The 19,132-nt window shown below is 39.9% G+C and carries 15 protein-coding genes; 7 read left to right on the top strand and 8 right to left on the bottom strand.

Going from position 1 to position 19,132, the window contains the following annotated elements; translation table 11 throughout:
* The first annotated feature begins 603 nt into the window (after positions 1-603).
* From IQ31_RS05660 to IQ31_RS05645, 4 genes are all read left to right on the top strand, one after another.
* A complete protein-coding gene (locus tag IQ31_RS05660; protein WP_244294361.1) occupies positions 604-2,484 on the top strand; it encodes an MGH1-like glycoside hydrolase domain-containing protein in 1,881 nt (626 codons plus the stop codon).
* A 132-nt stretch (positions 2,485-2,616) separates the two neighbouring features.
* Complete coding sequence (locus tag IQ31_RS05655) at positions 2,617-3,483, top strand: AraC family transcriptional regulator (RefSeq protein WP_232475753.1); 867 nt, start codon at positions 2,617-2,619, stop codon at positions 3,481-3,483.
* Positions 3,484-3,742: 259 nt separating this feature from the next.
* Positions 3,743-4,258 carry a hypothetical protein gene (locus IQ31_RS05650; protein WP_145327393.1) on the top strand — a complete coding sequence of 172 codons (516 nt, stop codon included), beginning with the start codon at positions 3,743-3,745 and terminating at the stop codon, positions 4,256-4,258.
* 199 nt (positions 4,259-4,457) lie between these two features.
* Positions 4,458-4,811 carry a YtxH domain-containing protein gene (locus IQ31_RS05645; RefSeq protein WP_088163521.1) on the top strand — a complete coding sequence of 118 codons (354 nt, stop codon included), beginning with the start codon at positions 4,458-4,460 and terminating at the stop codon, positions 4,809-4,811.
* A gap of 138 nt (positions 4,812-4,949) precedes the next feature.
* Here IQ31_RS05645 and IQ31_RS05640 read toward each other — a convergent pair whose 3' ends face one another.
* The 5 genes from IQ31_RS05640 to IQ31_RS05620 form a co-directional block, all read right to left on the bottom strand.
* Entirely contained in the window at positions 4,950-5,888 is a 939-nt protein-coding gene (locus tag IQ31_RS05640) for a helix-turn-helix domain-containing protein (RefSeq protein ID WP_145327392.1), read from the bottom strand.
* Between the two features lie 9 nt (positions 5,889-5,897).
* The gene (locus IQ31_RS05635; protein ID WP_145327391.1) at positions 5,898-6,794 is read right to left on the bottom strand and encodes an SDR family oxidoreductase; all 897 of its coding nucleotides are present in this window, start codon (positions 6,792-6,794) and stop codon (positions 5,898-5,900) included.
* 176 nt (positions 6,795-6,970) lie between these two features.
* Entirely contained in the window at positions 6,971-8,776 is a 1,806-nt protein-coding gene (locus IQ31_RS05630) for an ABC transporter ATP-binding protein (protein ID WP_088161156.1), read from the bottom strand.
* Positions 8,776-10,518, bottom strand: a complete 1,743-nt coding sequence (locus IQ31_RS05625; protein WP_145327390.1) for an ABC transporter ATP-binding protein — start codon at positions 10,516-10,518, stop codon at positions 8,776-8,778. Before IQ31_RS05625 ends, IQ31_RS05630 begins: the two co-directional genes overlap by 1 nt.
* Before the next feature lie 24 nt (positions 10,519-10,542).
* Complete coding sequence (locus IQ31_RS05620; protein ID WP_075992112.1) at positions 10,543-11,364, bottom strand: SMP-30/gluconolactonase/LRE family protein; 822 nt, start codon at positions 11,362-11,364, stop codon at positions 10,543-10,545.
* Between the two features lie 487 nt (positions 11,365-11,851).
* Here IQ31_RS05620 and IQ31_RS05615 point away from each other — a divergent pair, with 487 nt between their 5' ends.
* Together IQ31_RS05615 and IQ31_RS05610 are read left to right on the top strand one after the other, a co-directional pair.
* Positions 11,852-13,141, top strand: coding sequence for a glycoside hydrolase family 99 protein (locus tag IQ31_RS05615; protein ID WP_145327389.1), 1,290 nt, complete (start codon positions 11,852-11,854; stop codon positions 13,139-13,141).
* A 340-nt stretch (positions 13,142-13,481) separates the two neighbouring features.
* On the top strand, positions 13,482-14,054 hold the full coding sequence (locus IQ31_RS05610; RefSeq protein WP_145327388.1) for a glutathione peroxidase: 573 nt from the start codon (positions 13,482-13,484) through the stop codon (positions 14,052-14,054).
* An 11-nt stretch (positions 14,055-14,065) separates the two neighbouring features.
* On the opposite strand, the gene IQ31_RS05605 is transcribed toward IQ31_RS05610, so the two are convergent.
* Together IQ31_RS05605 and IQ31_RS05600 are read right to left on the bottom strand one after the other, a co-directional pair.
* Positions 14,066-14,608: an SMI1/KNR4 family protein gene (locus tag IQ31_RS05605; protein ID WP_145327387.1), complete on the bottom strand. Its 543-nt coding sequence runs from the start codon at positions 14,606-14,608 to the stop codon at positions 14,066-14,068.
* A 75-nt stretch (positions 14,609-14,683) separates the two neighbouring features.
* Positions 14,684-17,356 carry a DEAD/DEAH box helicase family protein gene (locus IQ31_RS05600; protein ID WP_145327386.1) on the bottom strand — a complete coding sequence of 891 codons (2,673 nt, stop codon included), beginning with the start codon at positions 17,354-17,356 and terminating at the stop codon, positions 14,684-14,686.
* Between the two features lie 549 nt (positions 17,357-17,905).
* Here IQ31_RS05600 and IQ31_RS05595 point away from each other — a divergent pair.
* Positions 17,906-18,364, top strand: coding sequence for a hypothetical protein (locus IQ31_RS05595; RefSeq protein ID WP_088161162.1), 459 nt, complete (start codon positions 17,906-17,908; stop codon positions 18,362-18,364).
* A 42-nt stretch (positions 18,365-18,406) separates the two neighbouring features.
* Here the strand turns inward: IQ31_RS05595 and IQ31_RS05590 are convergent, their stop codons facing one another.
* A complete protein-coding gene (locus IQ31_RS05590; protein WP_088161163.1) occupies positions 18,407-18,994 on the bottom strand; it encodes a hypothetical protein in 588 nt (195 codons plus the stop codon).
* Positions 18,995-19,132 lie beyond the last annotated feature (138 nt).

The raw sequence follows: 19,132 nt of genomic DNA, 5'->3' as shown, positions 1-19,132 counted from the left end.
TCAGAAATTTAAAATGATGAGATAGGCATCTCCATTCATTTCAGCAATTACTTCTTTTGAGTCAAGTTTACTTATGAGGCAAATGTAACTTAGAATAGCAGTAGAAAGAATATGAAAAAGATACTTTTTTATGTGAAAATGGGAATATTTGGTTTTTTGCAAAGAAAATACCGCCCTCTTTCATAATATTTTAGGCTCAAGCCCGGAATATCGAAAAATTTATCCAGGAAAAAATTTACCATTGTCGAATTAATAGATCTGAGTATGGCCAAAAACAATGAACTTCAGATCGCGATAAAGCGTATTGTTATCTATTTTGAACGATAAAGTATGAGCTCAAATTGGTACAATATGATACATTGTATCAATTTTACGCCGATTTGTTCCACCATGCTGAATTGTCATAAAAATTCTGTTGATTAGTCCTTTGTTTGTTATTGCTTTGGATTAGATCTTGTGTTTAACTTCATCAAGAATTGCCCTGTAGAAAATTACTGCGATGAAAGCCGATCAATCTCCTGTTGATTCCTTCGGATGGACGTTAATACTAATTTTTAAGTTATAGCAGATCAACTATAAATTCGTTCTATTCCATATAGCCACATGAAAAGACAACATCGCTCCGTTTTTCTAAAATCTATTGTTTTAAGCAGCACAGCCTTTTTGGTTCTAGGTGTTCTTTTTTTCTGTTCGAGTAATCGAGGATTTTCGGGTAAGCAGGAATCGATATATCGCCATGAACTTGATCGTTTAAAGGAAGTGGCAAAAAATAACCTAACAGACAATATAAAGGAGTTCAATGCTTACGAGCACCGGCCAAAATCGGACGGTGCTTTTGACGAATCCAACAACAAAGAATTCTTGGTCAATAACATTCCGTATTTTGAGAGTTCCAACGATACCCTAAGTCGCGTGTATAATTATCGTTGGTGGATGATCAGCAAGCATCTTCGGGATTATTACGATCCACATGATTCAAAGAAATATTGGGTTATAACAGAATTTTTCGGGTATCCCGCCTGGGGATCCTTGAGTGGAGCGATTACCTGCCCAACAGCGCATCAGTTTTACGATGTACGTTGGCTTCGTGATCCAAAATACCTTCGATCTTATGCCGAATATTTTATGCTTGGATCAGCTTCCAAAATAAATCAACGGGAAAACGGTAATTTTTTGACCCATTTGAGCAGGCCCGAAAGTGTTCATTTTTCCAGCTGGATGGTCGATGGTATTGAATCATTTTTAAAAATTCATCCCGATCAGGCCTGGACGCAAAAGATGCTACCCGCAATGGAGACCCATCAGCACCTTTTGGATAGCCTATTCACTGTAAAAAATCCAAATGCGAAGACCGACGGCATGTACAAAATTCTGGATCTGTACGATGGTATGGAATTCAGCCTTTCGGCGGTACTTGGCTTAATTGAAAGTAAAGGATCTTATGCTATTTATACCGATAGTACATGGAGAGATCTATATTTAGGTTGGGGGACGACAGACAAGGCGGCAAATACGACTGCAGCGAGGGACTTTCCATTAGCCTTTACCAAAGGTTATCCCGATTTTTATTTGGTGCGCCCATCCGTTGCAAGTTATTCCTTTGGAAATAACAACGCATTGTACAATCTCTATAGACTGGAACAGCAACAACATCCTTCGATTAAGAATAAGGCGAAAGCAGATTACTATAAGGTCAGAAGCCAGGAAATACAGCAGAAATTTCTTCGGACACTTTGGAATTCAGATGATGGTTTTTTTAATACCTTAACAGCTGGTGACAACGCCTATGGTGTACGGGATTACGAAGCGCGGGTGCGGGAATCCGTTGGTTATACCCCCTGGTATTTCAATATGATACTGCCTGAGGACAATAAAAAGTATGAAGTAGCTTGGGCGATGTTTACTTCTGAAAAAGGTTTCAATAACCACAAAGGAATGACCACGGCCGAAAGGCAACACCCCTATTACAATGAGCAGGCTTATGCCTGGAACGGCAGAGGATGGCCTTTTCAAAACTCGGTCGTCTATAAAGCATACAGCAACTATTTAAGAAATTATAAGAATCAAATCACTGCGCAGGACAAAGAGACCCTTTACGAACAAATTATGAAGCTTACCCGACTTCACGGTTATACCCACCCAAATATCGGTGAATGGTATATACCAAGTGATGGCGAGCAATTTGGTGGACAGAATGATTATTTTCATTCAACCTATCCTGACATGATCATAGCAGATCTCATTGGCTTTAAGGCTACCCATCACAACAGCTTTCAGCTTCAGCCACTGATACCTGCGGGCAAAATGGATTATTTTTACCTCGGAAACTTAGACTATCACGGGAAAACTATCGACATTGTCTGGAAAGAAGACTGGGATCAAAACAAACCAGGAAAACAGCCTATGTTATGCATTTGGGTAGATCATGTTTTAAAGGCAAGCTGCAAGAATCTTGGTGTCAAAATAGACGTAAATTTAGACTAATATCAACAGGTGTTTAACCAATTTAAAATGCATCGATTGGATGAATCTATTTTAACGGAAATTTAGAAAATAAGACTCTATTGCACAACCATCATTTTAATTATACGGAACTCAATCGTTAAATTTGAGAAATTGAGCGGCACAATGGTAAATGATTACAAAAAGTATGAGCTATTTGGAAGACCGATGATGCAAAAAATTGCTTTGAAGGCACCATTTACATTTGAATTTCCAGTAGCGGAACAGGCTTGCTTCCTCTATGTGCTGGAAGGGGAGATGCAATACCAAGCAAATGACGAAGAGCTAACTATTGTGAAGCATTATTCCTTATTGCTGAATTGTATTAATTCTGGAAAGCGAATCCAAGATGTGAATCCAACGCAAGATTGTCAGCTGTTAATCGTCACTTTTTATCCAGATACCTTGAAGAAAGTTTACGATAGAGAGTTACCCTCGTTGCTGCTTGAACCCGAAAATATCATTTCAAACCAATCAAAAGAAAAAATTGACAATGATTTCCTGATCCAGAAATATGTGGAAGGCTTGCTGTTCTATTTTGAAAATCCTTCATTGATCAATGAAGATATACTGGTGCTCAAATTAAAAGAAATTATATTGCTCCTGTCCCAAACGAGAAACGCGTCGGTCATACGGGTGATATTATCACAGCTTTTTTCTTCAAGTACCTATTCGTTTAAACAGATCATTGAAGCCAATCTCTTTTCTCAATTGACCATTGAGCAGCTTGCGGAACAGAATAATCTGAGTGTTTCTTCATTTAAAAGAGAGTTTGCCAAATTATATCATGATACACCTGCCAGCTACATCAAAAATAAGAAGCTCGAAAAGGCGGCAGAGCTCCTTTTGGTTTCCAATCAGCGTGTTTCCGAAATTGCCTTTAACTGTGGATTTAACGACCTCGCAACATTTACAAAGAGTTTTAGTGACAAATACCACATATCGCCAACAAATTATCGTCGACAGCTTAAAAGCAACTAAAAACCAATGGTCATTTGTATATGGTATTCCATTTTTATCGAGGGGACCAAGTTTTCTCCAATAAGATTGTAGTCCTGTTATTTGAACTAAAATATCAAATCTTTGAACGAAATCAAAAAACCATTTTTCTTATTCTATTGCAACTTTGTAGTGTTCCATTAAAGGGTTGTTATTCCATGGATTGTGCCGTGAAAGCCTGACAACGACCTTACATTACAGGAACATTTTTTTGAAATTATCAACATTAAAAATAGAAAAAATGAATTTATCAGGTTTAGGAGTTTTCCACACAGTTATTGGTCTTACAGCACTTTTAGGCGCTGTATTAGGTTTTATCAGCTATGGCAAGATCAATCTTAAAGTATTATCGGGGAAGTTATATTTTTATGCGACAGCCATCACTTCTCTTACGGCATTAGGAATTTCGAAACAGGGTGGCTTCAATGCCGGGCATGTTTTTTCACTCTTCATCTTGGTTCTTGTCACGGTGGCCTATTGGCTGCACGCAACAAAGAAAAGTAGTACGAAGGCCCGGTATTTTGAGAATTTTCTATGGTCATTCAGTTTTTTCTTGTCGCTGGTGCCTGCTGTTAATGAGACCTTTACCAGAGTTCCAGTCGGACGTCCCTTGGCAACGGATATAAATGATCCAATTATTGGACAGACCCTTCTTTTCCTTTTTGTGCTTTTTATTATTGCAGTCATTTTTCAATACTTCAAACAAAAGAAAATCAACACTGAATTGGGGGCAGAACCAAAAAGTCGAATCCAGTAGATCTATTTGATCCAAGCCGTTCTCGCACGCTCATCTTTAGCGCCTTTCGATTCATGTGATGCTGTAATCTAGTTTGTTGTACATTATTTAAAATATGACAAACTAATCTTTTGCTTTTATTGTTAGAATTTGTAAGAGTTTTAACAACATAATCATTTTGAAATATATGCTTAATTACGATTGTTTAAAGAAATTAAAGATGTGCGGCGGAAAAAATAATTCAACGGGATTACTTCTGGCAATGGTGGCGGGAGCGGCACTTGGTACATTGGTAGGTGTATTGGTGGCACCGAATAGTGGAAGAAAAACGCGAAAGAAAATCAAGGCAAAAACAAGGGATCTCAAAGAGCAGGCAAAACATAAATATGAAGAAGTAGCCGATAAAGTGAAAGAAGAGTATGATCATGTGTCATCCTCAATTAGCGAGACAGCAGGCCATGTGGCTGATAAGGTCTCTGATGAATTTGATAGGTATAAAGATCAAATAAGTGCTAAGACTGCCGAAGAGACAAAAGCGATTAAGGATGCAGTTAAAGATCAAAAAGAAAAATAACTTTTGATTCAAACAGCAGAACTGGCAATAGACATTGTGCGGTCTGCTGTTTTTTTTTGATCTTCACCTCTTAAATTATAATGTCCATGCCCAGATGGGTCATTTCTCCCATATCCAATGGTTATTCGATGGTTTTCGTTAGCTTTCAGTAGCGTAGTGAAATCCGGCTCTAAATTCCAGGGGCGAAAGTTTGGTTTTTGTTTTAAACAATTTGCTGAATGACTGTGCATGTTCAAAGCCTAATTCATAGGCGATTTGACTAACAGAAAGTGTCGTTGTTGACAATTTCTCCTTTGCTTTTTCAATCAGTTTTTCGTGAATATGCTGTTGGGTACTTTGCCCCGTTAGTACTTTAAGCAAACTGCTGAGATACTTAGAGGAAATATTTAAGCTATCTGCGATATATTGAACGGATGGAAGACCCTTTGAGATCAAACCATCTGTAGAAAAATAAGCATTCAGCAGTTCTTCCAGGCGATTTAAAACCTGATGATTGGCTTTCTCTCGCGTCAGGAATTGTCGGTTGTAAAAACGCTCCGAATAATTCAGTAATGTTTGGAGGTTTGATACAATAATGTTCTTGCTGAATTTGTCCATATTTGCTCGATATTCCCGTTGGATATTTCCAATAATATCGTTTAGTGTTTTCTCTTCACTTTCTGAAAGAAATAAAGCTTCATTTGCCGAATAATCGAAGAATTCATGCTCTTTAATGGTTTTCGCCAATGTGGTATTCCATAAAAAGTCTGGATGAATAAGCAACATCCACCCGCTTCGGTTTACGTTGGTAACAGCGTCATTTTCTTCCAGTTTCAGCAATTGATTGGGCGACATAAAGCCGAGTACACCGTTGTCAAAATCAAAGAGCTGCTGCCCATAGCGCATTTTGCCTGTGATGCCTCTTTTATTGGAAATGACATAAAAATCAAACAATAAGGCCGAAGCATCATCCAAAGGAGAACGTTTCATCTTTGAATAGTCCACAACACTGAGCAATGGATGCTCAGGCTGTGGTAAACCTCTTAATTGATGAAATTCACTGATCGTTTTTATACGCTGTGTTCGACTTTGTGGCATATAACAAATTTATAAATAATTCTGATGAACATCTTCCAATAAACCGATATGCGTAGGCGACCAATCTAATTGCTGCTGTGTCTCAAAACTTGTCGCCGGGCTATCGAAGGTGATGAAATGGCTCAGCCATTGGAAATGTTTGACAATATCTTCACCCCGTAATGAAGTAACAGGCAAATGTAATTTCGTGCCGATCAGTTCAGCAATTTCACTGATTTTAATGCCAATTTCACCAATAGCGTTGTACAATGCCCCAATTTCGGCTTTCTCGGCCGCCTTGCAGAAAACTTTTGCAGCGTCTAAACGATGAACTGCTGGCCAACGATTGTCCCCATTTAAGGGATAGGTCGAAACACCATGATCGCGTGCAAATTGGATCAGACTTGATGTGAAGCCTGCCATAAAGCCAAGATCACTGCTGCCGTGAACAGAGGGTGGTAAGCGAACCACTGAAGCATGGACACCTTTTGCTGCCAGGGCCATTGCCGCAGGTTCTGAACCTCTCGGTGAATTTAGGAGTGTACTTTCCTCTGTGACGAACCCGTTGATAAGTGGTAGACCCAAGGTTCCAGCTGTAACGACAAGCGGTTTTTGTGTACCGAGCAGCACTTCGCCCATGGCATTGATCGCATTGATATCAATTTCGGCAGCTTTTGCATATTCATTTGCAAACATCAGATGGTGGGAAAACCCCGTATGGATGACGGCGTCAGCGTTTGAAGCGGCTTGTTTTAATATATCCAAGTGCTGAAGATCGCCACGGATTACCTTAGCACCCAAATTGGCGATTATCTCTGCTGATTTTTCTGAGCGTGCTAAACCAGTTACTTGATGTCCCGCATCGATCATTTCTTGAACGACTGCTGAACCTATAAAGCCCGAAGCTCCAGTTATAAATACTTTCATAATCTTTTTTTTCTTGAGACAAAGTTCTGTGTAAAGTTGCCCGCAGATGTATCCAAATGTCAGAATGTTGTAGCCATCTTTCAGAAAATCGATGAACTTGTATTTCGTAAGCTGCAGTATTTTTCAAAACAAGGCTTCTGTCATGAAAGGAGTATCGTATTAAAACCTCGAAATGATCAGTCAAACTGTCCCATATACAAACGATAATATTTACCTTTTTGCTTTAAGAGTTCTACATGCGAACCGAACTCGGCGATTCTCCCTTTTTCGATCAGACAGATTACGTCGGCATTCCTTATGGTCGAGAGTCTATGGGCAATGACGAAGCTTGTTTTGTCTTGCATTAACCGGTCAATACCTTCCTGAATAGCAATTTCAGTGCGTGTATCGATTGAGCTGGTCGCCTCATCCAATATTAAGATTGGCGTATTGGCCACAGTTGCCCGGGCGATGTTAATTAACTGCCGCTGTCCCTGACTCAGATTGGCCCCGTCATTGGTCAATTCGGTTTTATACCCTTGTGGCAGTTGCATGATAAAGCTATCTGCGGCAGCAAGCTTTGCTGCCGCTATCACTTCATCATCCGTTGCGGTGAGCCTGCCATAACGGATGTTTTCCATGACCGTATCGGTAAACAAATGGGTGTCCTGAAATACGATAGACAGTTTTTTACGCAGTTCATTGCGATCCAACTTAAAAATAGATGTCTTGTCTAAAAGAATATCCCCGGATAGCAAAGGGTAGAAGCGAGGTAGCAAATTGATAATTGTCGACTTGCCGGCGCCGGTCTCACCCACGAAAGCGATCTTTTGTCCAGGTTTTACGTCGATGTCAATATCAAATAAAACCTGTTTTTCGGGTACATAGCCAAAATTTACATGCGATAGTGTCACTTGGCCCTGAATCGGGGCCGGCATTGGCAATGGATCTATCGTTTCACTTTCAGGAGCAGTGTCAATAACGGCAAAAATACGTTCTGCGCCCGCAAGAGCTGCCTGTAAGCTGTTGTATTGGCTGGAAATCTCGTTTACAGGCCGTCCAAATTGCCGTGCATACTGTAAAAATGCAGTTAACCCCCCTAAATCAAATCCACGTGTGATCACTAGAATACCACCTGCGATGGTAGTCAGCGCGTAATTAATGGTGCTCATATTCGCCATCAAAGGCATCATCATTCCAGAATAAAACTGGGCCTTTGTTGCTTTTTCCCGCAGTACCTGATTAAGCTGCTCAAATTGTTCGATGGCAGCGTTTTCGTGGCCAAAAACCTTCACTACCTTTTGTCCGCTGATCATTTCCTCTACATAGCCATTGGCATTGCCGAGCGCAGCTTGGTTGGCGGCAAAAAAACTCTTGCTCTTGTTGATGATCAGTTTCGCCAGATATAACATCAGCGGAATCATGATCAATGCAATAATCGATAGGATAGGGCTGATATACAGCATGAGGGCGAGTGTCCCCAACAAAGTAATTGAGCTGATTAAAAGCTGTGTGATACTATTATTTAGGGCATCGCTTACTGTATCCATGTCATTGGTGAAGCGACTCATCAGATCACCATGCTGATGGGTATCGTAAAATTGCAAAGGGAGGTACTGCATGCGGTCGAACAGATCATTTCGGAGGTTAGAAATCGTTTTCTGTGCCACTTTTATGGTCAGTCGGTATTGCAACATGTTGAAAATTCCTGTAGCGATATAAATTCCGATCATGACCAGGGCAATATGTCCTAGACCAACAATATCTTTTTTGAGGACATAATTGTTGATCGCAGGCCGTAAAAGGTAGTTGCCTGCCAGTGTCCCTGCAGTTCCCAGCAAAAGTGAAATTAAAATCAGCAGGAGCATCAGCCGTTGCGAAGAAAGGTAGCGCATCAATCGCCATAAAGCTTTAAATCCCTGTTGAGGCTTTTCATTTTTAATGCGTCTTGAACTACCGGGGCCAGGTAAACTCACGGGAATGGATTTGTTTGAGGTACTCATTAGGCTTCTTCTTTTTGCAGGTGTTGTGACTGATAAATTTCCTGATAGCTGGTATTTGTTTGCAGAAGTACATCGTGTGATCCAGAACCGACAATGCGGCCTTCTTCCATGACCAATATTTGGTCGGCATGCATGACGCTCGAAATACGCTGCGCGATAATCAATAGTGTGGTGTTCTGCAGATAATTTTTTAAACCTTCACGTATTTTTCGATCGGTATCGATGTCCACAGCACTTGTACTGTCGTCCATAATCAAGATTTTAGGTTTCTTCAATAAAGCCCTGGCAATACATATGCGTTGTTTTTGTCCTCCTGAAACATTGACGCCTCCTTGTCCCAGTAGTGTCTGATAGCCGCTGGGAAAGGAGCGTATAAAATCGTCTGCACAAGCAATCCTAGCAGCGGCGTAAATATCCTCTTCTGTTGCCTGCTCATTTCCCCATTTGAGATTTTCTAAAATCGTTCCTGAAAAAAGTTGGTTCTGCTGCAACACAATCGCAATCTGGCTGCGCAGTTCCTGTAGTTGGTAATTTCTGACATCGATGGCATCTACTAAAACGGCACCTTCAGACACATCATATAGTCGGGGAATTAATTGTACCAAAGTGCTCTTTCCCGAACCTGTGCCACCTATGATTGCTAGGGTAGTCGCAGGCTTTACTTCGAAGCTAATATTGTCAAGGTTGGGTTTTTCACTTTGTAAGTTATAACGGAAAGTGACTTGCTTAAATGCGATCCGTCCCGCTGTGATGGCATATCTATTTTGGAGGCCTTCCGCAGTATCCGTTAAGGAGGGTTGTTTCTCTAAAACTTCTTCAATTCTATCGCCAGAAGCGATTGCCCTTGAAATCATCATGAAAGTCAATGAAAGCAGCATCAAAGAAATAAGGATTTGCGTGATATAACTTAGAAATGACATCAATCCACCCAGCGCAAGCGTTCCGGTCATTACTTTCTGTCCGCCAAACCAGGTCACGGCAACAAGCGACAAACCCATCACCAATTGCATGACAGGCATGATAAGGACAACGATGCTCGAAGCTTTGGTGGCAACATCCATCAGATCGAAATTCACTTTGTCGAATTTCTTTTTCTCAAAATCCTGTCGTACAAAAGCTTTTACTACCCGCACATTGAGTAGATTTTCCTGCACAACACTATTGACACGGTCAACTGCCTGCTGCATCTTGATAAAAAAGGGGAGTCCTTTGCGTAATAAAATAAAAATACTTAAGGCCAATATAGGCAATGCAATGGCCATCACGATGGACAGATCCTTATTAATAGAAACTGCAAAGATGATAGCAAAAACCATCATAAGGGGTGCTCTTAGAAGCATACGCAAGCACATCATCATGACTTGCTGCATCATATTGGTATCGTTGGTGAGCCGTGTTGTAAGCGAGGCCGAACTGAAATAATCGGTATCCGCAAAAGCAAAGGATTGTATTTTTCGAAACAAGGCCGTCCGGAGATTCGTCGCAAAACCCACCGACGCGTGTGCAGAGTAATAGATGTTGCATAAATTGGCAACGATAGCAACGATCGCTAATCCGATCATGGCCAATCCAATTTTCAAAATGTAGTTGATATCTTTATGCAAGATTCCGTCGTCGACAATGATAGACATCAGACGGGGTTGTACAATCTCGCAAAATACATCGATCACAACGAAAAAAGGAATAATCAAAAAAGCCTTTCTAAATGACTTGGTATAAGGGGTAAACGTGGAAAGCTTCATCTGCCTGTATATCCATTAAATCATCTAGTCCAGTTTGTAAGCCTGAACGCTGTTACTCCTAACGGTAGGCACATACAGCATACCTGAAGATTTGTCGTATCCGATATCGGCAGCGTTTATCTTTTTGTCACGTGTGTCAAGTAATATAGCATTGGAGCCGTCAGGTTTGACATGGTAGATCAGTCCTTGCCAGCCAGAAACTACAAATTCGTTGGGTTTAATTTGTACGACACCGTCCAATCCGCCTTCCATACCTTTCGATATTACGGTAGTTTTTTTATCCTGATCTATTTTAACAAGCGCGCCATCCGATAGCACATACAAGTCTTTGCCGACAGCCAGCAACCCATTTGCACCTTTTAGGTTTTCAGCATACAGCATAGGAGAGTCGTTTTCAATGCGATAGATTTTTCCAAGTCGCGTATCACTTACATAAACGATACCCTTTGAGTCAACAGTAATGTCATTGAGCAGCTCAGCACCATCGATGGTAATTCTTTTGACGATGCTTGCTTTATCTATATCGATGACGGCAATGGATTTAGAGAATGCTTCAGCCGCGTAGAGCCGGTTTTTGTGGATTCCTATACCCAAAACAGCATTGAGTCCTGTAACCCAATCTCTTTTGATAAATTTTCCGTCCATATCCAGTTTACTGATGAATGCCGTAGTATTAGGTTCGAAGGCGATCGTATTTGAAACATAGAGTACTTTGTTTTTTGCATCTACCCAAACGGACTCTGGAGATCTTAGGGTAGTGTCCGATTGCCATTGAGGCGTTAAAGACTTCTGTCCAAATAGGACTTGTACAAACATGATAAGGGTTAATGTTAACGTAATTTTCATAGAAAATCGGATTGAGATTTATATTAGTTTAATTTATTCGAATTAAATAACGATTACCCAAGGGAACTTTGGTCTTCCGCTAAAGAAGAAATAGTTGTAGTCAAGAAAAAAATCGACCATTGAGTTCATTTAATATACAGAATTTAGAACGTATTGTTTTCTTTTTTCGAAAGAAAACCTCATCGGATCGCTCAGATCAATTACTTCTTTATAAATAAACTGGTGCAGCATTTGTTTTCAATACACAGCAAAATTACTGTACGCACATTAAACGTATTTATAAATAATTTTTCATTTTATACAGATTTATGGAAGCTATTAATTTCTTGTTAATAGTTCATTAATGGTACATAATAACTTTGATTTCAAGAATAACCCCAGTAAAAATTTAGCCTTCCGGAACAGCGAGGCAGTATGGGAACTAGCATTGAAATAAACCAATATGTATAAACCAGTCTTCAACCATTTATAAAAAAATCACTTAATTATGAGTATTAAACAGCAGAAAAAAGTATGTATAATCTTCTTGTTGATCGCTTTGATGATGTCCTGTTCAAAGAGCGAAAAGAAGATTGAAGAATCTATCCCGAAAGAGGAGGCCAAAAAAGCGAATGGCAACAATGGGCTTTCCGCGACAGGCGATGTCGTTGGGCAGATTACCGTGGGATACCAGGGCTGGTTTTCCTGTGCGGGTGACAATTCACCCATGGGAACACATTGGTGGCACTGGACTGAGGCTTGGCAACAGACGCCGAGCCAGGGTAATTTCCATATTCCTTCTTGGCCTGACAACAGCGAATACAAAAAAAAATACAATACCAATTTACCGGCATTGGGCAATGGTTCGCCTGCATCTCTGTTTTCTTCATTTGACGATCAGACAGTCAATGTCCAATTTAAATGGATGAAGGATTACGGTATCCACACGGCGGCATTGCAGCGATTTAATCCCACAGGGATAGAAGGTCCTATTCGTAATGCGATTACGGCTAAAGTTAAAACTGCCGCCGAGCAACATGGTATCAAATTCTATATCATGTATGATGTGTCTGCCTGGGTTAATATGCAGGCTGAGATAAAAAATGATTGGCTAAATCTGATGAAACAATATACCCAGTCTACTGCCTATGCCAAACAGAACGGCAAGCCTGTGGTCGGTATTTGGGGATTCGGTTTTAATGACAACAACCATCCCTGGTCAGCAGCCGTTTGTCTGGAGGTTATTCAGTGGTTTCGCGATCAAGGCTGCTATGTCATGGGCGGTACGCCAACACACTGGAGGTTGGCACAAACAGGAGGAGATTCGAGACAAGGCTATATCGATGTCTACAAATCATTTGATATGTTGTCACCTTGGATGGTAGGCCGCATCGGAACCATTGCAGACGTGGACCATTATGCGCAGCATATCCAAAATGCTGATCTACAGTTTTGCAATTTAAATAACATAGACTATCAGCCCTGTGTATTGCCGGGGTCACTGCAGGAGGGGCAACGAAAACATGGTGATTTTATGTGGCGACAACTCTATAATTTGACCGCGCTTGGTGTCAAGAGCATTTATGTGTCCATGTTTGATGAGTACAACGAATCCAATCAGATAGCGAAGACAGCTGCAACTCAACATGATGTTCCTGTTGGGCTGGGGATTAAATCTATGGATGAAGATGGGACTGTTTGCTCTTCAGATTATTATCTCCGGATCACAATGGATGGTGGAAAGATGCTAAAGGGACAGATAGGGCTAAGCCCAAATAGACCAACATCCCCTCAATAAGTCAACTTTAACGTACACAATTGGTTTATATAGTTTAATAGTGTAGCCGAATCTTTGTCATGAAGATTCGGTTTTTTATACTGTTTATTATCCGATCAGAAAAGCATTTTTCATTTCCAATTCAGACTTTCTTTAGTAACTTTAATCCATTGTAAACGCTGAACTCATCGTTTATAAGACTTTGCAGAATACGTTTTGCCTTGTACAACGTTGATCGGCAAGGTTGTTATGTATCGTCCTTGGTCGCAAGTCCAAGGGTGTTCATCGACCTAAGTAAAGACGATTCTGGGATGGTTTCGTGCATATATCGATTGTCATGTTTCAAAAAAAAATAAAAAAAATGCTCTTTATAATTTTATTCATTGTTGCGGTAGTCGCCGCAGGTGTGGCCTATTATTTATTCACCAATGGTAACGTTAAAGTAGATATGGCTTTGAAATCAGCTACGCTATATGGATTTAAAGTTAAGGGGTTGGACGGCTCGTCCATCGATTTCGCGCAATTTAAAGGTAAAAAGATACTCATTGTAAACACCGCTTCTAAATGCGGGTTTACACCTCAGTACGAGGGGCTTGAACGCTTATATAAAAGATTCAGTGATAAGTTGGTTATTATAGGTTTTCCTTCAAATGATTTTTTAGACCAAGAACCTGGTAAGGATGCCGAAATAGCTGCTTTTTGTCAACGGAATTACGGCGTAACTTTTCCGATGGCAGCAAAAATTGATGTTAAAGGAAAACGGCAGGCGCCTATTTATCAGTGGTTGACCAACAAAAGCTTGAACGGCGTAGAAAGTTCTGCTGTCTTGTGGAATTTTCAGAAATATCTAATCGATGAAAATGGCAGGCTTATGAAGCATTTTCCTCCAAAAATAGATCCCGAGGATCCTGCAATTGTGGCGTTGCTCGATTAGTTAGATAGCGCTCATTCAACTTTCTTTAAACATTTGAAAGTCCGCGGTAGTGGATGGCTGCAGAATGGGAGAAATTCTTTAATAGAACCGCCAGTCAAATTACTAATGAGTTCATCGATTGATTTGCCAGCTTTTCTAAATCCTGTACCCTTAAAATCTGTTATATAAATATCCAGTTCGCCTGCTACATCAATTTCATAGTCCCAAAAGAGATAGTAGCCATTGTCGCTGGAAGCGAAGGGAAACAATCGCTTTACGATTGGCAGCGAGCAGTCAGGACCTATTTCAAACCAAATATCATCATTTTTAACATCATCAATATAGGTACTTCTAATTTCATCGGATCTAACAGTTAATGAATCTCCATAGTTGCCCATCGGAATATAAATATGAAATTCACCTAATGCTAACCCGTATCCATAGTTTTTTACAAAGGATTTGTATGATTTAGGAAAAGCTTTTCCATTTGGGAATCTAAAATTCTCGAGAATTGACTGATCCCCAAATTCAGAAGGTGTACCTTCTATTTGCAGATCAAAGGTATTATTTAGCATAACGTTTTTATAAAAATTCGCATATTACGATTCAAAATTTCCTGCCTGTTGTTGATTTTTTTTTAACTTATTTCTTTACCGCCACTTACTTACCTGCAGTACGTTTTCATCCAGTTGTGCCGCTAATGATTTCGCCCGTGCTTTTAAGATCAATTTTCTGCCAGTAATTGTTCGGGTAAAGATTAAATCACAATTCCCAACGTGTGCTTCCCACTGATTGCTAAAATATTCGGCGAACTCTTTTTTGCGTGCCAACAGTTCCGGAACAGCATGATAATCTTCCTGCTTGACAAAAAAAGCAAATTTGTTTTTCCTGACAATCACATAACGCGGATTATAGATCGGCGCAATAATCTCCTGTAGTGCATTGATGAATATTGATTTGTCGTATGTTGTGCCTCCTTCTAAATGGCAGTAAACGGAACCCGAGCGATCAACTTGCGTTTCTATTCTTACTTCGTTTCGATCAGTCCGTATGATATGAGCTTTTAGCAAGCCATTTAAGAGTGCATAACTCACTTGGTTGAGATCTTTGGAAATATCTCGATATTTCAAATATAGTCTGAGTGACCTGACTGTATTTCTACCGAAAAGTAGCATTCCGACTGCACTCAAGCTGGCCATGTAAATATAAAAATCTTTTAGGCTTTGCATATTTTTTAATGCTCTAAAAAATCCCTGTACATTGTCAAGTCCAAAACTAAGCCAGGCAGCGCCCACTGTCGCGAGTAAGTTTCTAATTGTTTTGTTGAGATACAACGATTTTACACGTTGATAATCTTGTTCTTCCGCAAAAGGTATCTTGATCTCCTCGACGAGATTCACTCCTTTGCTAAGCGCATCATTCCACCGCTGTCTGAGGTTCTCTCGGTCGGCAGCAAATAACAACATTTCCGCATTTTTCCGTGAAATTTCCCCAACGTTGTTTATGTTTTCGGGTAGATCAAAACGGCCTATACCATTTTCAATTTCAGGTTCTTGTCGCAGCGAGACGCCGACAAAACTTTTGAACCGTCGCTTTAATAATTTAAGGTCATCACCGCCCGTTGCGGAAGTGGAGTCGGCACATACCAAATGCCAGATATTTGCCGTTTTGTCCTTATTGCCCTGTTGCGCTCTGATAGCCCGACCCCGCATCTGATTGGAAAGTACAAATGAGCCGACAAAGCTCGCTAAAATCAGGGCATTGATTGCCGGAGCGTCCCAGCCTTCACCTAACAATGACTTGGTCCCCAGTAGGACTTCAATTTCTCCAGTCTGGAATAGCTGTGTGACGATGTGAACGATATCGTGTTTAAGTCCCTCTGTCTGGTTTATTAAAAGGTAATTTGTATCAAAAGGAACAGGGCTCGCAGCGTTGTCATAAATATCATACTTAGCAGCAGTGGTTTGAAATGCAGCGTAAGTGCTAGCCGGAATAATGATCATGGATCCTGTAAGTACAGCGATTTTCTTATTATTCTTATTTTCCCGTCTCAATTTTTCGAAAATAGGGATAACACCTATTTTGTTCAATTCAAGCGTATTATGGTCGGTGCTTACATAGAATTCTTTTCGGATAAAATCCGAAAGGACTACCAGCCGTAGGTTTCTACCCAATCTTTCATATTCAAAATCCACAATCGCTGTAATAGCGTCCATTTTACTGATACTGGATGTCAAATATTGTCGGACACGGCTATTTTGGGAAAAGTTAACCCGTTTTCTTTCCGTGGCACCATGCCTTTGTAATCTATTTTCTAGCATGTTGCGGTGTTCTTCAAACGCATTGAAATGTACCTTTTCCTGGTACAGATAAAATTCAAGTAGAATTTCGAGCCATTCATAATCCAGGCGAGGTATTTTAAAATCTTTGCCACCGATGATCTCCATATGGAGCTCGGGAATTGGAATTTGGTTGGCATGGAGAAAAATTAAGCATGCTGAGTAATATTTCAGGTTATTATAGACCCAGTCGAGATCATCCATCGGGTTTAACCATATCGGATGATTTTGGACCGCCTGAAGTACGATTTTGTCGCTGCTTACCTCCTTAAACAGTTTAAGCATGCCATCCCTATAATCGGCAATAAACTGTCTTTCCTTTTGGCTAGGATTGGTGAAATAGATATAATCCTGATGTGGACATAGATCACCCTCAATGACAAGTTCGGGGACGGAAATTTCTGCATCTATGGGGCCATTGAGGTCCATGTAGCGCTGCCATTCTGTTGGAGTGACATCGTAAGGTGGAGTTGCTGTTAGACCAACAACCGTCGGCTTCAGCTTTTTCTTTATATGGGTTAATGTATGCCACCATTCATTTTTAAGATGGTGTGCTTCGTCGACGACAATCGTACCGATTTTTTGCGATTTCAATCCCTTTAGGATAAGCTCAAGGTTTGACCCGAGCTCCGGTGCATCCTGATCATTGCAGGCAGCATGCAGCCCCTGATAGGTTACTACGGTGAAAAATTTCGGATTCCGGATATCCCTGGAGATCCAGTCCGGCACGGTGTCCGTTTGAAGAAAAAGTTCACAGAACCGTTGTATCCATTGGTTACGGATTGCACGTGTCGGTGCGAGAATTAGTGTTGGTTTATTGATGCGTATAGCGACTTCAAGCCCCAAAACTGTCTTACCTGAACCAGGTGGTGCCACCACATGTAAATGACCATCTTTAAGATGCTCTTGTAATTCTTCAAGTACCCGAAGTTGGTACTTGCGCCATGAATATTTGAATTTAATTGCTTTAGGGTATTCAGTCAATAGATCCGGATAATTTAAAATTTACACTATATTGTAGTGCAATATACCAATTTTGGTTGCAAATACGATTTGCCGTAGAAGACTTGTGTAATTCCTTCTATTGACCTCGAATATAAGTGGTATATTAAAATTATATTTCTTTTAAGTTAAATATTATAGATGCTTACCGAAGGGAAAAAAATAGCCGTTTTATCCAACATGGAGGTGCCTCCTAAGTACGTTTAAAGCATTTTCAAAGCACTAGTCCCTTGTGCCTGATCAGTGTTATATCCGTGCTTGATCTGTGCTTGATCCGTACACCCTCCAAAAACGGGCTAGTTTCAAGCGATTAATTTTAGCAGTTGGTTAATTTTTGATTAATTCTGGGCGAGCGGGATTTGGCATCGTTTCATCCTCCGTTAGGCTTATTGGACAGCGGAACAATTATTATTCGCGGAGACAGAATTTATATTCGTACATCACTCCCGGAAAATAACTTGATATCTTTGTAAGCGTACTTGAAAGTGTTATTGATGAATAGACAACAGTAATTATAAAAATACGGGTAATATGGGAAAAATTATATTCAGATTTTGGTTGGTTAATGTACTGATAAGTATCGCGCTATTTATCCTATACCGACTTGTTATTGCAGAGACGAATACGGTTGCTACAGGATTTCTGGAGACGATTATAGTTATACTGGACATTGTTGTCAATTTAGGTTTTTCAACAATTTATCTTTTCGTAGTGATTTTATGTTCTTTATTATTTTTTCTAAATCACATCGAAAAAATTCGCCGAAATAAAGTATTATCGTTTCTGACATTTTCGGGAATACCTGCTGTTTGTCTGGTCTTACTGATTATTTATATTTTGGTTGGAGTTTATAAATATAATATGGTTCTTGACCCGTTAAAAATGCTGCTCCTGTTTTCTGTTGTTTATCTAGCCAGCACTGTCTTAGAATTTGTCCTGTTCAGAAAAATGATTGAAAAACAGCATGCTACTCCGAAAGTTAAGCAATAAAACTGCATCATTGTCGTCTGTCTGACTATTTCTTTAATCAAATTAATCAAAATTGGCTGAGTTCAGATATCCCGATGATCTTAATGTTTCTAAGATGTAATTCGCTTCAGCTTGATCCATATCATTCGCAAATTTTATTGTTTTAAAACCATATTCAAATCGAATGGTCCCTCTATTTTTAAACAACGACAAATCATTCCTGCGGCCCCAAAAAACGAATTCAAAGGGCTCCTCTTCGATATGAAAATTCTTTGCTTCCCGTAGATCAAATATCTTATTTCTGAAGAATATATCATTTTTTCTGGCGATGCTGATCTGCTCACGATCTATCACGATGATTTCTTTTCCAATTAAGTACCACGATAATGTTTTAATCACAAATAAGCCCCCCAGAGTCCAGCCAATCAACCAGATTACTTGAAACAACCGATCAAATTCTAATCCGCTATTTCCGTTATTAAAAAAGTCCATTACGAACGAGCCTCCAACAAAATTTAATCCAATAAACCAAGCGATCAGCCACAAACTAAGGAATGCTATGACAGGCATATGTTTTTTTGCTGGGATGGTAATTTGGTATCCATTTGACGTTTGGTCAATATTTGCAATACCATCATAAGGTCTTTCCATGGTGATAATTTGTTACTCGTTCAAAATTGGTTAATTTAACAGGGACTAATATGCGAAAAGTAAAAGAATAAAAAACTATTTTTTATCATTAAATTATATTAATTTTTTCAGGATAAGCCATTTGATTTATGCATAATT

It is taken from the genome of Sphingobacterium siyangense (assembly GCF_007830445.1).
In the GTDB taxonomy this organism is placed as follows: Bacteria; Bacteroidota; Bacteroidia; order Sphingobacteriales; family Sphingobacteriaceae; genus Sphingobacterium; species Sphingobacterium siyangense.
This window is presented reverse-complemented; position numbering and strand designations above follow the sequence as displayed.

Bases quoted from the DNA above. Each gene is read 5' to 3' on its own strand.
- IQ31_RS05660 (WP_244294361.1), top strand. From the start codon at position 604: ATGAAAAGACAACATCGCTCCGTTTTTCTAAAATCTATTGTTTTAAGC.
- IQ31_RS05650 (WP_145327393.1), top strand. From the start codon at position 3,743: ATGAATTTATCAGGTTTAGGAGTTTTCCACACAGTTATTGGTCTTACA.
- IQ31_RS05645 (WP_088163521.1), top strand. From the start codon at position 4,458: ATGTGCGGCGGAAAAAATAATTCAACGGGATTACTTCTGGCAATGGTG.
- IQ31_RS05640 (WP_145327392.1), bottom strand. From the start codon at position 5,888: ATGCCACAAAGTCGAACACAGCGTATAAAAACGATCAGTGAATTTCAT.
- IQ31_RS05635 (WP_145327391.1), bottom strand. From the start codon at position 6,794: ATGAAAGTATTTATAACTGGAGCTTCGGGCTTTATAGGTTCAGCAGTC.
- IQ31_RS05630 (WP_088161156.1), bottom strand. From the start codon at position 8,776: ATGAGTACCTCAAACAAATCCATTCCCGTGAGTTTACCTGGCCCCGGT.
- IQ31_RS05625 (WP_145327390.1), bottom strand. From the start codon at position 10,518: ATGAAGCTTTCCACGTTTACCCCTTATACCAAGTCATTTAGAAAGGCT.
- IQ31_RS05620 (WP_075992112.1), bottom strand. From the start codon at position 11,364: ATGAAAATTACGTTAACATTAACCCTTATCATGTTTGTACAAGTCCTA.
- IQ31_RS05615 (WP_145327389.1), top strand. From the start codon at position 11,852: ATGAGTATTAAACAGCAGAAAAAAGTATGTATAATCTTCTTGTTGATC.
- IQ31_RS05610 (WP_145327388.1), top strand. From the start codon at position 13,482: ATGCTCTTTATAATTTTATTCATTGTTGCGGTAGTCGCCGCAGGTGTG.
- IQ31_RS05605 (WP_145327387.1), bottom strand. From the start codon at position 14,608: ATGCTAAATAATACCTTTGATCTGCAAATAGAAGGTACACCTTCTGAA.
- IQ31_RS05595 (WP_088161162.1), top strand. From the start codon at position 17,906: ATGGGAAAAATTATATTCAGATTTTGGTTGGTTAATGTACTGATAAGT.
- IQ31_RS05590 (WP_088161163.1), bottom strand. From the start codon at position 18,994: ATGGAAAGACCTTATGATGGTATTGCAAATATTGACCAAACGTCAAAT.